This is a genomic window from Psychrobium sp. 1_MG-2023 (assembly GCF_030689115.1).
In the GTDB taxonomy this organism is placed as follows: Bacteria; Pseudomonadota; Gammaproteobacteria; order Enterobacterales; family Psychrobiaceae; genus Psychrobium.
In genome coordinates this window covers 45670-59419 of record NZ_JAUYVJ010000006.1, presented here as the reverse complement: position 1 = coordinate 59419, position 13750 = coordinate 45670, and the positions used below count along the sequence as shown (strand labels likewise).

The 13750-nt window shown below is 42.5% G+C and carries 11 protein-coding genes and 1 riboswitch; of the genes, 6 read left to right on the top strand and 5 right to left on the bottom strand.

The window, feature by feature from the left end; all coding sequences use genetic code 11:
• Position 1: 1 nt before the first annotated feature.
• The gene (locus tag Q8W26_RS04645) at positions 2-997 is read right to left on the bottom strand and encodes a CobD/CbiB family cobalamin biosynthesis protein (protein WP_305472465.1); all 996 of its coding nucleotides are present in this window, start codon (positions 995-997) and stop codon (positions 2-4) included.
• A 26-nt stretch (positions 998-1023) separates the two neighbouring features.
• Positions 1024-1629, bottom strand: coding sequence for a histidine phosphatase family protein (locus tag Q8W26_RS04640; RefSeq protein ID WP_305472463.1), 606 nt, complete (start codon positions 1627-1629; stop codon positions 1024-1026).
• Positions 1630-1802: 173 nt separating this feature from the next.
• A riboswitch (cobalamin riboswitch) is annotated at positions 1803-1982 on the top strand.
• 140 nt (positions 1983-2122) lie between these two features.
• On the opposite strand from Q8W26_RS04640, the gene Q8W26_RS04635 reads away from it, so the two are divergent.
• From Q8W26_RS04635 to Q8W26_RS04620, 4 genes are all read left to right on the top strand, one after another.
• A complete protein-coding gene (locus tag Q8W26_RS04635; protein ID WP_305472461.1) occupies positions 2123-2731 on the top strand; it encodes a hypothetical protein in 609 nt (202 codons plus the stop codon).
• Complete coding sequence (locus Q8W26_RS04630; RefSeq protein ID WP_305472460.1) at positions 2724-4073, top strand: cobyrinate a,c-diamide synthase; 1350 nt, start codon at positions 2724-2726, stop codon at positions 4071-4073. The genes Q8W26_RS04635 and Q8W26_RS04630 overlap by 8 nt, the downstream gene beginning before the upstream one ends.
• Positions 4074-4125: 52 nt before the next feature.
• Positions 4126-4731, top strand: a complete 606-nt coding sequence (gene cobO, locus Q8W26_RS04625; protein WP_101213579.1) for a cob(I)yrinic acid a,c-diamide adenosyltransferase — start codon at positions 4126-4128, stop codon at positions 4729-4731.
• Positions 4732-4827: 96 nt separating this feature from the next.
• Positions 4828-6681 (top strand): TonB-dependent receptor domain-containing protein, encoded by a 1854-nt coding sequence (locus Q8W26_RS04620; RefSeq protein WP_101213580.1) that lies wholly within the window; start codon positions 4828-4830, stop codon positions 6679-6681.
• Positions 6682-6801: 120 nt separating this feature from the next.
• Here Q8W26_RS04620 and Q8W26_RS04615 read toward each other — a convergent pair whose 3' ends face one another.
• Positions 6802-7434 carry a LysE family translocator gene (locus Q8W26_RS04615; RefSeq protein WP_305472458.1) on the bottom strand — a complete coding sequence of 211 codons (633 nt, stop codon included), beginning with the start codon at positions 7432-7434 and terminating at the stop codon, positions 6802-6804.
• Between the two features lie 315 nt (positions 7435-7749).
• Between Q8W26_RS04615 and Q8W26_RS04610 the strand changes: the two genes are divergently transcribed.
• Positions 7750-8733 (top strand): helix-turn-helix domain-containing protein, encoded by a 984-nt coding sequence (locus tag Q8W26_RS04610; protein ID WP_101213583.1) that lies wholly within the window; start codon positions 7750-7752, stop codon positions 8731-8733.
• 150 nt (positions 8734-8883) lie between these two features.
• Here Q8W26_RS04610 and Q8W26_RS04605 read toward each other — a convergent pair whose 3' ends face one another.
• Together Q8W26_RS04605 and Q8W26_RS04600 are read right to left on the bottom strand one after the other, a co-directional pair.
• On the bottom strand, positions 8884-10653 hold the full coding sequence (locus Q8W26_RS04605; RefSeq protein ID WP_305472456.1) for a sensor histidine kinase KdpD: 1770 nt from the start codon (positions 10651-10653) through the stop codon (positions 8884-8886).
• Between the two features lie 2 nt (positions 10654-10655).
• Positions 10656-11357: a response regulator transcription factor gene (locus tag Q8W26_RS04600; RefSeq protein ID WP_305472454.1), complete on the bottom strand. Its 702-nt coding sequence runs from the start codon at positions 11355-11357 to the stop codon at positions 10656-10658.
• 164 nt (positions 11358-11521) lie between these two features.
• Here Q8W26_RS04600 and Q8W26_RS04595 point away from each other — a divergent pair, with 164 nt between their 5' ends.
• On the top strand, positions 11522-13666 hold the full coding sequence (locus tag Q8W26_RS04595) for a TonB-dependent siderophore receptor (RefSeq protein ID WP_305472452.1): 2145 nt from the start codon (positions 11522-11524) through the stop codon (positions 13664-13666).
• The last annotated feature ends 84 nt before the right edge of the window (positions 13667-13750 follow it).

Genomic DNA, 13750 nt, shown 5'->3' with positions numbered 1-13750 from the left:
CTTATAAAATGAATAATACACACTGTGCTGCGAACAAAACCAGTAGCAATGTACCGCTGGCGCGCCTGACCACATTGACGCTGCGCGGAATATCTTGCACCGTTACAGCTTGACCCTGACCTAAAGTGGGGGACGTTATTGTCGCTCCGTGATATTGTGCGCTACCCCCGAGCGTACGAGAGATTACTGTCGCACCAGCCGCCATTACCCAGCCGCCATTGTGACTTTTATATTGATTACCTTGCTGGTAAGCATTTTTTAAACTCAACCCAAAAGGGCGCTGTAATGCGTAAAGCAGTGTGGTGCATTTACCAGAAATAAAGCCTAACACATCATCCAGGCGAGCGGCTGCATAACCAAAAGATAAAAAGCGTGTCGTTTTATAACCCCACATTGCATCGAGTGTATTTGCCAAGCGATGGGTAATCACTAATGGTATACCACCCACAAGGTAATAAACCAGTGAGGCGATCACGGCGTCGTGACCATTCTCAAGCATCGATTCGACAGTTGCTCTAGACATTTGCTCTGGGGTTAATTGGCTAGTGTCACGGCTTACTAAATAACTGGTGTAATGGCGAGCCGTGGCTAAATCGTCTTGTTGCAATGGTACATAAACTTGCTGGGCATGTTGGGCTAGACTGTTTAGTCCAATGGCCAAGTATAAGATAAAACCATCGAGTAGAATTTGCAGGTACCAAGGCAATTCATTTAGCCAGAGTAAGTAAACAGCCGGCAATGGGAGCACTAGCAAGCACCAGCTTAACCCGCCTATGAATACCGCCTTAATTGACCTTTGGTCATCTTTAAGGTGCTGACTATTAATGTTTAATTTTTTTTCTAACTGATTGGCTAGATTGCCGAAACCGACTAAATAATGAAAGCGCCTGGCCTCGCCGAGCCAATGATCTAGACCTAGCGCTAGCAATACGGTTAAGCATAAAGAAAACGCTGCTAATGTGTCTAATAGCCAAGTTAATTCGATATTGTCTATCATTGCGTGCTTCTAATCGTCATCGCAGCCTAACCTATTTGGCTTTTGCATAAGGTTAAATAGGGAGGCTTCGATTCAAAATTTAATTTTATCACCGCGCCATTCTTAAACAGCTCAAAGGCGTTATTGCTGCTTTGATGGCCCAGAACATGCAGCAAACAACGTAATGCTTCACCATGAACGATTATTAAAACGTTTTGTTGAGCAGTGCTATTCGTTATGTCTTGAGCAATGCTAATTAAAGCGTGATAAAGGCGTTCGCCACAGGCTAAAGCGCTCTCGCCGTTAATTATATTGAGTGTTGTGACTTGTTGTAGGGTTTCCCTATAGGTCGTGAGTGACTGTAATAATGAAACATATTTACCTTGCCACTCACCGAGATCTCTCTCGATTAACTCATTGACTACAATGTGATTTACAGGGATATGTTGTTGGCAGATCGATGCGGTTTTAACGGCTCGCCCTAACGGTGAAGACACAATTAAAGTAATATCTATTGTGGCCAGTGTAGTCGCTAACTGATGAGATTGCTGTTGTCCTAATGTTGTCAGGTCACTGTCTAAATGCCCTTGCAGTCGTTGGTCCAGATTCCACTGGGTTTCTCCGTGGCGAGCTAAATATAAAGTGGTTGGCATCGTTACATTCATTATTTGATTCGGTTGGCAGGATACATAAATCATTGGTCAGGTTCAATTGTGATTACTTATCGCTTATTCATTAGTATGATTGGCTTGAATAAAAAAAGACCTTCGCGTAGTATCTCGCTCCGATCTAGGTGTCTTCATTTTAATCATGCCCATGCAACCTAATGTAAGGGGACTGATTAAGCGCTTGAAGGTGAAACGTGAAACTGGTGAGAAGCCAGTACTGCCCCCGCAACGGTAACTGTGAGCAGCAACAATAACCACTGTATTGTCAATAATATGGGAAGGTGTTGCATTAGCGATGAACAGAAGTCCGGAGACCGGCCTAATCACACTCGACAACTGCGGTGGGCGGTCATTCAGAGCGACGATAATATCATGCGCAACTAGCAGGTTAGTGGCGTAGTTAAGCTATTGCTTAAGCTTCAAGCAGCGTATATTCTCGCCCTTTGATTTATAGCCCCAGATTTTTTAATGGAGCGCTATGAAATTATCGACCTCTCAATCACCCAATGCGATGTTAATAGCCGTATTAGCGATATTAACAGTGTTGATGTTGGTGACTCGAACGCATCATTTCGCTTCATTTGATCAGCTACCAAGTGCATCTACAGCAATATTCTTTTTAGCAGGAATGTACTTGCGCCGATTGAGTGCTTTTTGGTTTTTTTATCTATTGTCAATTACCTTAGATCTGTCATCGGCTTATGTCCGAGGAGATTTTAGCAGTTGCTTAAGCCCATCTTACCCATTGCTAGCGCTTAGTTATGCATTAATGTTTGGTGCTGGTTTTTATGCCAAACCAAATTGGCAGCACAGTGCTTTGTTGATAAACATTATTAAACTAACGCTAGTGTTGTATGCCGCAACTACTGTCGCATTTTTTATTTCAAATGGTAGTTATTACGCGTTTTCGGGGCGATTTGAGCCGCTGTCATGGCAAGCCTATAGCATGCGTTTCGATAAGTATTATCTGCGCTCAATTACCAACCCTGTGTTCTATGTTGTTGTCGCAACGGCTATCCACTTTGTGATTGCGCGGTTGTTAGTAAAGCCATCACCAACGCACGGAGCAATTAACCCCCATGACTAGCCCAACCGAAACAGTTACATCGGCACAGTGCCCCGCATTAATCGTATCAGCACCGTCTTCGGGCTCGGGAAAAACTACCGTCACCGCAGCGCTTGCGCGTTATCATCGCCAACAAGGGCGCAAGGTGACAGTATTTAAGGTTGGGCCTGATTTTATTGACCCGATGATTTTACAGCAGGCCAGCGGTGAGCGAGTTTATCAATTGGATTTGTGGCTGGTAGGTGAAGATGGCTGCCGTGAATTATTGCATCAGGCTGCGCAGCGCTCAGATCTTATTTTAATTGAAGGGGTGATGGGGCTGTTTGATGGTACGCCAAGCAGTGCAGACTTAGCTGAGTTTTTTAATATTCCCGTTTTAGCCGTAATTGATGCTAGTGCCATGGCACAAACCTTTGCTGCTGTTACTTATGGCTTAGCTCATTATCGACCTGGATTACCCTTTGCTGGTGCCATTGCTAATCGAGTTAACACGCCAAGACATCAAGAGATCCTACAAAGCTGTTTACCACCAGAAATTCCATTTTTTGGGCGTTTGCCAAAAGATAGTGAAATCACCTTACCCGAGCGTCATTTGGGATTAGTTCAAGCGCAAGAGCTAGCGACGATCGACAGACAGCTTGATGGCAGTGCAGCGCATATTGCTACGACAGGTTTAGCCGTTTTACCCGAATGCGTCACTTTTGCAGCGGTTAAACAAACTAAGGGTGTCATGGCAGAACAACCATTACTTGGCACTCGTATTATCATCATTAACGATCTGGCGTTTAACTTTATTTATGCTGCTAACATCGATTTTTTAACGGCGGCAGGTGCAGACTTAGTCTATTGCTCTGCTTTACATGACGGCCATCTACCTCAAGGTGATGTGCTGTATATCCCAGGTGGCTACCCTGAGCTTTATGCACAGCAATTAAGTGAGAACCAATCATTTATTGCGGATATTAAAGAGTTTGTAGAGCAACAGAAAGCGGTAGTCGCCGAATGTGGTGGGATGTTATACCTCCTTGAGCAGTTAACTGACTTGGAGGGCAAACAACATGCCATGGTGGGTGTTCTGCCTGGGCAAGCCGTTATGCAGAAAAAACTAGCTGCTATTGGTTCTCAGTACATGGTATTGCCATTGTTGGGAGAAGGTGAGGACGGTGTTATTCGTGGTCATAGCTTCCATTATTCCACCGCAGAGATAGCATTGCCGCCAATAGGTCAGTCGAAGCACCACCCAACAGAGCGTGATGGTGAGTATGCCTATCAGCAGGGCAATATTGTTGCGTCGTATATGCATTGGTACTTACCGAGTAACCCTAAGCTCGCCGTTGCGTTATTTTCTCAACAAAAGAATTAATCATCGGCAATATTCGCCGGCTAACAGCTACTGATAATGAAGGCCTTTTATCGTGAGTAATGAAGAAATTAAAGCACAGCGTCATAGAGAACGTCAGCAAAAGATTAAAGCTGAAGTGGACAAGCGGATAGCCAAAGCAACAATCAAAAAAGGCGTATTGACCGTGATCACTGGTAATGGCAAAGGAAAGTCAACTTCTGGATTTGGGACTTTGACCCGAGCTATGGGGCATGGCCTATCTGCTGGCGTGGTGCAGTTTATTAAAGGCACTAGAGAATGTGGTGAACTTAATTTATTAAAGCAGCATGGCCTTGAATATCATGTCATGGGCACTGGGTTTACATGGGAAACACAGAATAAACAAACAGATATGTTAGCTGCTTCAGCAGCTTGGCAACAAGCAAGACTGCAGTTAGCAAACCCTAAATTAGATATCGTGTTGTTAGATGAACTAACTTACATGGTTAAATATGGTTACGTGGAGTTAGACGATATCATTGGTGCAATTAATGATCGTCCGCCAATGCAGCATGTGATCATTACTGGGCGAGGTTGTCACCGTCGATTAATTGAATTGGCCGATACCGTATCCGAAGTACAGCCGACTAAGCACGCATTTAAAGCCGGCGTTCAAGCGCAAAAAGGCTTGGACTGGTAAGCAAATTAAACAAAGTGCTCTAAATGAGCGTTTTGATAGTAGAAATTGTAAATTTGAGTATGAAAAAGGTGTAATCACACCTTTAATGAGGAAGTAATGAAACACAATATTTTAACCACCACTTTTATCGCATTAGGCCTGATCCCAACAGGCGTGATGGCAGCAGCTGAAATCAATGAGACGATGTTAGTCACTGCCGATCGCACCCAACAGGAGCAATTTCTTGCACTATCTGCGACTAAGGTGATCGACAAAGCTGATATTGAAGCGATTCAACCACATAATGTAACGGATTTACTAGATCAAGTTGCCGGCATCAGTGTGGTCAACCAAGGTGGTGGTGGTCAGCAAAGTTCACTCTTTATGCGTGGTACTAATAATGGTCATACACTGGTATTAGTTGATGGTGTACGTGTGGGTTCAGCGACATTAGGTTCAACGAGTTTTGGGGCTATGTCTGCTGACCAAATCGAGCGTATTGAAATTGTTAAAGGCCCGCGTGCAGCTCTTTGGGGTTCTGATGCGATCGGTGGTGTGATTCAAATCTTCACTAAGAAATTGCAGCAAGGTGAAGGTTCTGTGAGCGTTGGCTTAGGTAGCAACGGTTTATGGAAAGCCGCTGGTTCAGTTGGTTTTGGTAATGAAGAACATAATTTAACGGTTAATTTATCGACTGAAGAAAGTGACGGTTTTAGCGCTAAAACTGACAGCGAAAACCCATATGAGACAGACGATGACGGTTATGATCGCCTATCGTTAGGTATGGTTGGTCAAAGCGTGTTAACTGAAGAAGTATCACTGCATTTAGCATCACGCTGGGAGCAAGGCGGATCAGAATACGACGCTTCAAGCACTCTATATGCTAATGAACAAGAGTATGAAAACTACTTGTTACGCCTTGCGGGTCAATATCAAAACGGTGACATTTTCTCTGAACTATCAGTTGCGGCGAGTCAAGATCAGGGTGAAACGTTTGGTAATGATATCCCTAAATCAGACAGTGATGAAATTAAAACTAAGCGTAATCAACTTTCTTGGATTGGCCAGTACAGCTTCACAGATCAAATATCAGCGGCTGCTGGTTTTGATTGGTATGATGAAGAAATATCAACCACTAAAGACAAAGTCAGCTGGCTACCAGGTTTCCAAACATGGGCAGAAGATGAGCGTACGGTAAAAGCATTCTACTTACAAACACGTCAGCAATATGCTTCAGTGCTATTAGAGTTAGCTGTTCGTCACGATGATGTTGAGCGCCTAGACTCTGAAACAACCTATAACGCGTCGGTTGGTTATCAATTAAATGAAGATTTATTAGTGAGCCTTAACCATTCAACTGGCTTTAAAGCGCCATCATTTAATGATTTATATTGGCCTGGTTCTGGTAACGCTGATTTAAAACCAGAAACGATCAAAAGTTACGAGCTATTAATTCGTAACCAATTTGATAGTGGTAATGTGCAATTAAGCTTCTTCGACTCAAAAGTCGATAACCTAATTGCATGGGCACCTAATAAAACTGGGGCATGGCAACCAAGCAATATTAATGAAGCGGATATCCGTGGTGTTGAATTAACCCTAGAGCGTAGCATCGGGGAAACAACACACGAGTTAGCACTTGCTTACGTTGACGCTACGGACAGCAAGAAGCAATTACCTCTTGCCCGACGCCCACAAGTGACAGCAAACTATACGGTTGGTTACCAATGGCAGGACTTCACCTTCAATGGTGTGGTTAGCTACCGTGATGAAAGCGCAGAACGCGTATCTAAAACGGCTGATATCTTAGAAGCATATTGGTTAGTTAACGCATCTGTTAATTACCAAGCAACAAGTAACCTAGCCATTGCAGCTAAAGTAAATAACTTGTTTGATGAAGAGTATGAGACGGCTAAAAATTACGTTGCCGATGGCACTAACTTCGTTGTTTCAGCGACTTATAGCTTTTAATCAATAGCGAATAAACCGTGAAAAAAAGCGAGCCTAGCTCGCTTTTTTTATTTTCACGTTCTTATAAAGTTAATGACTTTCCTTGATCATTAAATAGCTGCTCTAATGTTTGATAGTCTTCTAATTGCCTTGCTGTTTCATTGCGGCAACAGCTAATCCTGAGGTAACAAAGGTCAAACCTGCGCCAATGTTTAAGCCATTAACCATGTGAGGACGGCTTTTTAGCCATGCCGTTAGCTGTGACGAGAACACGCCCATTAAAGCAAAACCCACGGCGGTTAAAAAAGCAAACCACGTGCCATAAACCACCATCTGTGTCGTTACCGACCCTAGTTCAGGGCTTACAAACTGAGGAATAAACGCTAGTACAAACATACCCGGTTTTGGGTTTAAGGCTGCCGATAGAAAGCCAGTAGCAAAAATGCTTTTGAATGACTGCTGAGCAGTCGGTTCAAGGTTAATTAAGCTGCGAGACCTTAGCACTTTGATTCCTAGCCAAATGAGATAAGCTGCACCAACCAATTTTACCGTGATGAAAGCCAGTTCCGAAGTTTGAATTAGTAAGGTTAAACCAAACGTGGCAGTGAGAACATGAAAGAGTATGCCAGTACCAGAAGCCACACCCGAGACACAAGCTGCTATCTTGCCTTGGCTCATGCCACGACCAATGGCCAAAATATTATCTGGCCCCGGTGAGATGACCAGTAAGAGGCAAGCTAGGGTAAATGTAAGCCAAACTTCGAGCGGGAACATGATTTTCCTTAAGTGATACTGAGTAACAATATTGGTGCATCACTAATGTGTGCTGATTCGAGTATCCATGACATATTCTGTTGATGCAATAGTTCTATCGGCTAAAAAGAGTGTGTAAGTGACCGTTGTTCATTAAAACTATAAAGCACGCCTCGTTGTTTAAAAACTCATTTGATTGTTACCAAAAAAGTCGATAAATTGGCTGATTTAGTACATTGCAACCGCTGGTTGACAAATTAACAACCTGACTTGCTAGTCTGCAACTGCTTGATTTTCTAAGCTTGTGGCTCAATTACGGAGAAGGAATCAATTATTATGATATTAGCAGAAAAGATTATCAGGTTAAGAAAACAATCAGGCTGGTCACAAGAAGAATTGGCTGAAAAGATGAATATTTCGAGACAGTCTGTTTCAAAATGGGAAAGCGCCAATAGCATCCCTGACCTAAATAGAATAATCATGCTTGCGGAAATTTTTGACGTTTCAACTGACTTCTTATTGAAGGATGACATTGAAGTACCTAACCCTAACGTTGATGGTGACAGTAAAGAAACTGGCATTGCACAAGTTAGCTTGGAACAAGCGAATTTGTATGTTGAGCAAAAGATGGAAGCTTCAGCGTTAACCACTAAAGGGGTTATGTTGTGTGTATGTTCTGCAGTACCATTGTTTTTCTTTATGGCGATGGCTGAAACAAATCGTTTAAACATCACTGATGACATTGCTGCTGCGTTAGGAATTGTCGGTATTATCGTGTTGGTTTCTATTGCAGTGAACTTTTTTATTAAGACAAATCAATATGAGAGTGATACTGGATTAATTGATAATGAACCTTTTGAATTGGCTTATGGCGTTCATAGTGTGTTTAGCGAAAAGTTACAAAAGTTTAGAGCGACCTATAATAAAAGATTATCCCTAAGTATCTTTTTATTTATTTTTAGTTTTGTGCCATTGATGATGGCCGGTATATTTTCTGGTGGCTCTGATACTACATTAATGATGCTGATCGTATTAATTGCTATAGCCACGGCCGGGCTCGGTATTATTATACCCGTTTCTGCGCAATTTGATGCGTATAATAATGTACTCAAAGACACATCTTTAGATACTGAAAAAAGTAAGCGTACAAAGCGCGCTGAGAAATTAGCTGCCTTTTACTGGCCATTACTAACGGCAATTTACCTTGGCTGGAGTTTATGGACATTGGACTGGGGAGTTACTTGGATTGTGTGGCCTGTGGGATCGATCCTTTTTGTTGCCTCGCTTGGCTTAATGGAGTTGTTGGATAAAGGCGAATAAGGCAACATTGTTACGACAGGTCATGCCCCTTGGCTCGTGCTATTTTATCTGATTACGCCTAAGCTTTTCATCAATGGTTTAGGTGTAATCAATAGGGCGGTGTCTATTGATTAACTGGTGAGCCATGTTTAGTCTGGGTTTTAAAAATGCTTAAACGCTCGGGGTCGGAGATTGTGTACACTTAAATGACATATTAATCGCGAGTCCAGGCGTCATCCGCTGCACTTTTATCGAGCCATGTTGTGCCAATACTAGCTCATTGACTAAAGCAAGGCCAATCCCTGTGCCTTGGGTTGAGCGCGTTAATTCACTGCCGCCGCGATAGAATAAATCGAACAGTTTATTCTCTTGTTCAGGGCTAATACCACTACCATAGTCTCTTATTTTCAGTTGTATTTGCCCTGCTTGTTGTGGGTCGATTTGAAAAATAAAATCGATCTTCTGTCTGTCTTGGTCTTGGATTTTTTCACGGTCAAAAAACTTCACCGCATTATCAGTAATATTTATAACCACCTGAGAAAAGGCATCAATATCAACCAGTAACATGACGTTATCTGGGTGAGTAAAACTGTGTTCTATACAAAGGTTAAAGTCATTTTTCACTAAAATAGACGACACCTTTGAGCGAATAATATCAATTAAAACACTGAGTTTGGTGTGTTGTGGGTGAACACTATGCTGTGGCTGACTGAGTTTTGATAGCTGTAAAATATTGTCAATTAAACGCGATAGGCGTTCACTTTCACTGAAAATAAACTCGTAATAATCACTTTGGTGCTGGCTCGACAAAACCTGACCTGTTTTTAACATCTCGGCATACATGCGAATTGAGGTCAGCGGGGTTTTTAGCTCATGACTAACAGAGGATACAAAATTTAATCGTTGCTCTGCTAATGTTAACTGTTTTACCCCAATCCGATAAAAACCAATGCAACCGATGATCATCGCACTGAGCAAAATCAGCATTAAGCCGATGGTATAAATTGCAGTCGATGTTAATTGCAGCGACGTTGTGGAAAAAGCCAGTGTATAGCCCATGTAGGGCCAGTTTACTGCTTGATTACTAATTGTAATCTGACTCAATTTGTCATCGATATGTTGAGACTGAGTGACTTCAATTTTCCCTTGCTGATTGATATGAGTAAAAAAGTTGAGAGCCTGAGCATTCGGCTGTGCTGAGTGTAATCGTAACGTAATCGGGCTCTCAAATGGCGTTGTCTCTAACACTTGCTTAATGAGACTGTTAATGTAGCTCTCTCGGTGTAGCACATAGCCTTGTAATTTAGTTTGGTCGACGGATTTTACTGCGCGATAAAAAATGTAGTAATCAGGCGTGTCGTTAATCAAGTGAAATTTTTTGTGTTCGCCGGGCGTTGTTTGACCGATTAACTCCTGCATTTTTTCTGAGCTTGAGGTGACTTGATGCAGTCGCTGTACGATTTGCTGTCTTTTGATTAATTCTGGACTTAGCTGTTGTTGCCCAATCGTAACGTCGGCATCAGGTGTGATAGGTTCGGGCCATACAGGGCTATTAAATTGTCCTTGTTGATCAATTTGATAAAAGCCGATATGTCCAGGAAAGCGTTCAAAAGTTTCAAGTTTGGTTAATGGTGATAAGGCTTGAGTGACTTGCTGATTAACGGGGTTATACAAGGTTTGATAATAATCAAACTCATCGCTAGGTAGTGCATTGGCCAGCGCGACACGCTTAAATATGCGTTTGTTGAGCTTATCTGTAAATAGCTCTGCTTGGCGTTGGTATTGTGTGAGAAGATCATTTTCAAATTGCTTAAAACTGATATAGAAAACCGTCGTCACGGGCACAAAGAGTAAGATGAAAAAAAGCCCCGTAAAACAGCGTAACCGATTAACCCGCTGTGAATAGCTCAAGAGGCGCTTGTTTGAGAATAACCAATGCATTGCTATACCTGACTACCAAAAAGTTGATAGCCTTCTCCGCGCAGGGTCACTAAAAATTGGGGAGACTTAGGATCTTGTTCTATCTTTTTGCGGATTTTAGCAATGTGAATATCGACGGTCCGGGTATCAATATGTTCGGTTGATTTATAGCCCCATACTTCTTTGAGCAACTCATCACGAGATACCGCTTTTTTCTTTTTATTTAAGTAACTTAATATCGAAACTTCACGGCGTGTGTATTGCATTTTTTGTTGATAAGAGACACCGACTAATTGGTGAGTACATAGGGTGACATCATCACCTATTTGCAGCTGATGTTGGGCGTTGGAGATCCCAGAGCGGCGAACCAGTGCGTTGACTCTTAATACCAGCTCCGATGTTGAAAATGGCTTAGCGACATAATCATCTGCGCCTAAGGTTAAGCCATTGATAATATCCTCTTCTGCATTCTTAGCCGTTAACATCAAAATAGCTTGATTGGGTGAGTGCTGACGTAGACGGTGACAAATTTCAAAACCATTAAGTGAAGGCAGCATCACATCTAAGATAATGCAATTGTATTGACCATTGAGGCCGCGCTCTAACCCTTGTTGACCATCACTTTCACTATCAACGTCATAGCCATGAAAGACAAAGAGGTCAGTTAAGCCACGCAAAATGCTCGGCTCATCTTCCACGATAAGTAAGGTCGGTTTAATGTTCATACTGCGCCACTCAAAAGAAATACTCCGTGACTATATCATTGTTAATCCCTTAGCCAATGCAAAGTTTTGTAAACTTTTTATGGTTAAGTTTTTACTTTTGATGCCTGTTTGTATGGGGACTAACTCACTAATGTAGCAAGGGTTCTAATCAAAGGAGTCTAGATATGTTAGACCGTGCTATTCAAACTACTTTATCGCAACAAGCGTATTCTGGTGCAAGTAAGGCAATGACCCCAGCCCGTTATTTTGGCGTGGCAACGTTATTATTAGGGCTGTCAGGACCCGTTTTCGCCGACTCAAATTCGCTAACCCAAGGCGATGTTGATATATATAATGCCGAGTTTTTTATGGCATTTGAGCCTCACACACTGCGCGACATTTTAGACAATATTCCAGGGGCCAATAACCTATTAATTGCGATGAATAATGCCTCACAGAGTCGTGGTTTTGGCTCGGCGGGTGATCAAATATTAATAAACAGTAAGCGTGTGTCTGGAAAAGGTAATAATCTTGATAAAGAGTTAAGTAATATTAAGGCGCAAGATGTTGACTATATTGAACTTATTCGTGGTTCTCGTTCAGATTTAGATGTACAAAGTAACGGTTTAATTATTAATGTGGCGTTAAAAAAAGAGGTTGAGTCTTCTACCTTATGGTCGCTTGGCGCTCAAACATCCTCTGGCCTAGAATCAAAACAATACGGCTCCGTTGTTTACAGTGCTAGCAGCGGTGATGTTATTTATCGTTTAGGGTTAACCAGAGATATTGACCCGACGGTTATTACCAGTGTTGAACAGTTTAGGTCGCCACAAGGGGGACTAACTGATACCGAAGAGCGCCATCGCCGCAGTTGGTATCAAAAAAATCAACTCTCTGGCAAGCTGGAATATAACTACTCAGCACAGACCGCGCTACAACTGAATGCGCTATACGCACAGGTGTCTTTTGATAGTGAAGTGGCGAGTGACATTGATGATTGGATAACTGGCGATCAATCCACCAAGTTACTTAGCTATGATTGGGGCAAGGATGATTGGGAAATTAGTGGTGATATTACCCACGAACTCAATCAAGACAATCAGTTAAAGTTGTTGTTTATTACTAATCACACCGATGCAGATGATAAAATTTGGCAAACCGCGTCACGACCAAGTAATGAGTTTCAACTACCTCGACTCTATACTGCCTCGGAAGATGTATTACGAGGTAATTGGAAGTATCAATGGGACTCGCGTCACTCGTTTGATTCAGGGGTTGAGGTGGCGATTAATCAGCGTGATGAGGTGCTAAAGTATATCAAGCAATCTGCAACGCCGTATCAGTCGACAGAGCTCAATAATATCAAAGAGACGCGTTATGAAGCCTTTACTCATTATAATTTTGCTATTTCGCCACAGCTAAACTTTCAGTCATCGCTGGTTTATGAGCGCTCAACCATGGAGGTTGCGACCGATGTGACGTTAACAACAGCAACAACCAGCCATGTTGAAAGCCAGTCATCACGACGTTTTTCTTATTTAAAACCCCGTATCAACTTACGTTACGATGTTAATGATATCTATCAATTGCGCGTTAACTATGAACGGACCGTCAGTCAATTAGCTTTGAATGACTTTGTGCCGTGGTTTAACCGCTTTGAGTCGCGATTAGAAGAAACCAACCCCGACCTTAAACCGGAGGTGCGCGATGAGTTATCCGTGAGTGTTGAAAAGCAGTGGCTGGCGACGAGTGGCAGCATTACTTTAACCCCGTATTACCATAAGATTAGTGACCTACGCACTGAAGTGCCATTGGCTGTGCGCTCAGGCGATGGCAACATCGATAGCGGTAAAGAATACGGTCTTAAGTTAGATACCAGCTTTGGCTTGGATGTTATTGGATTGGAAAATACCGTGATTAGTGCGAGTTATACATGGCGAGACAGCGAAATGCACAATCCATTTTTGCAACATAACACCACACTCGAACGTGTTAACAAGAATAAGTGGAACGCCAAGATCAATCAAAATGAATTATTACCGGGGCTGTCGTTTAGTTTAGCGCTAACCAATAAAACTCCCCATCAATTCTATTACTATGATTACGCTGGCCGAGTGAATAGTGAAATGACCGCTAATGCTTATTTTGACTACCGCATTAATCAGCACTTTAAGTTACGTTTAGCCGGTGATAGTTTGCTTAACAACAAATACACCGTGTATAAGAGACGCCACAGCGGACACTTTGCGCAAACTGATGTGCTAAGACACGAGAAGCGCACCAATGAATTCGCCCCAAATTACTCGCTAACATTAACGGGGCAATTTTAGTGTCACGCTGATGAATCAAGGTAACCCGCTACGTTAGTCCGCAGAGCAATGCTCGGCTTAACGCTGGGTTACCTTGGTATTCAC

Excerpts from the sequence above, each read along its gene's own strand:
- Q8W26_RS04595 (WP_305472452.1), top strand. The coding sequence starts at position 11,522 with ATGTTAGACCGTGCTATTCAAACTACTTTATCGCAACAAGCGTATTCT.
- Q8W26_RS04600 (WP_305472454.1), bottom strand. The coding sequence starts at position 11,357 with ATGAACATTAAACCGACCTTACTTATCGTGGAAGATGAGCCGAGCATT.
- Q8W26_RS04620 (WP_101213580.1), top strand. The coding sequence starts at position 4,828 with ATGAAACACAATATTTTAACCACCACTTTTATCGCATTAGGCCTGATC.
- Q8W26_RS04615 (WP_305472458.1), bottom strand. The coding sequence starts at position 7,434 with ATGTTCCCGCTCGAAGTTTGGCTTACATTTACCCTAGCTTGCCTCTTA.
- Q8W26_RS04640 (WP_305472463.1), bottom strand. The coding sequence starts at position 1,629 with ATGCCAACCACTTTATATTTAGCTCGCCACGGAGAAACCCAGTGGAAT.
- Q8W26_RS04630 (WP_305472460.1), top strand. The coding sequence starts at position 2,724 with ATGACTAGCCCAACCGAAACAGTTACATCGGCACAGTGCCCCGCATTA.
- Q8W26_RS04605 (WP_305472456.1), bottom strand. The coding sequence starts at position 10,653 with ATGCATTGGTTATTCTCAAACAAGCGCCTCTTGAGCTATTCACAGCGG.
- Q8W26_RS04635 (WP_305472461.1), top strand. The coding sequence starts at position 2,123 with ATGAAATTATCGACCTCTCAATCACCCAATGCGATGTTAATAGCCGTA.
- Q8W26_RS04610 (WP_101213583.1), top strand. The coding sequence starts at position 7,750 with ATGATATTAGCAGAAAAGATTATCAGGTTAAGAAAACAATCAGGCTGG.
- Q8W26_RS04645 (WP_305472465.1), bottom strand. The coding sequence starts at position 997 with ATGATAGACAATATCGAATTAACTTGGCTATTAGACACATTAGCAGCG.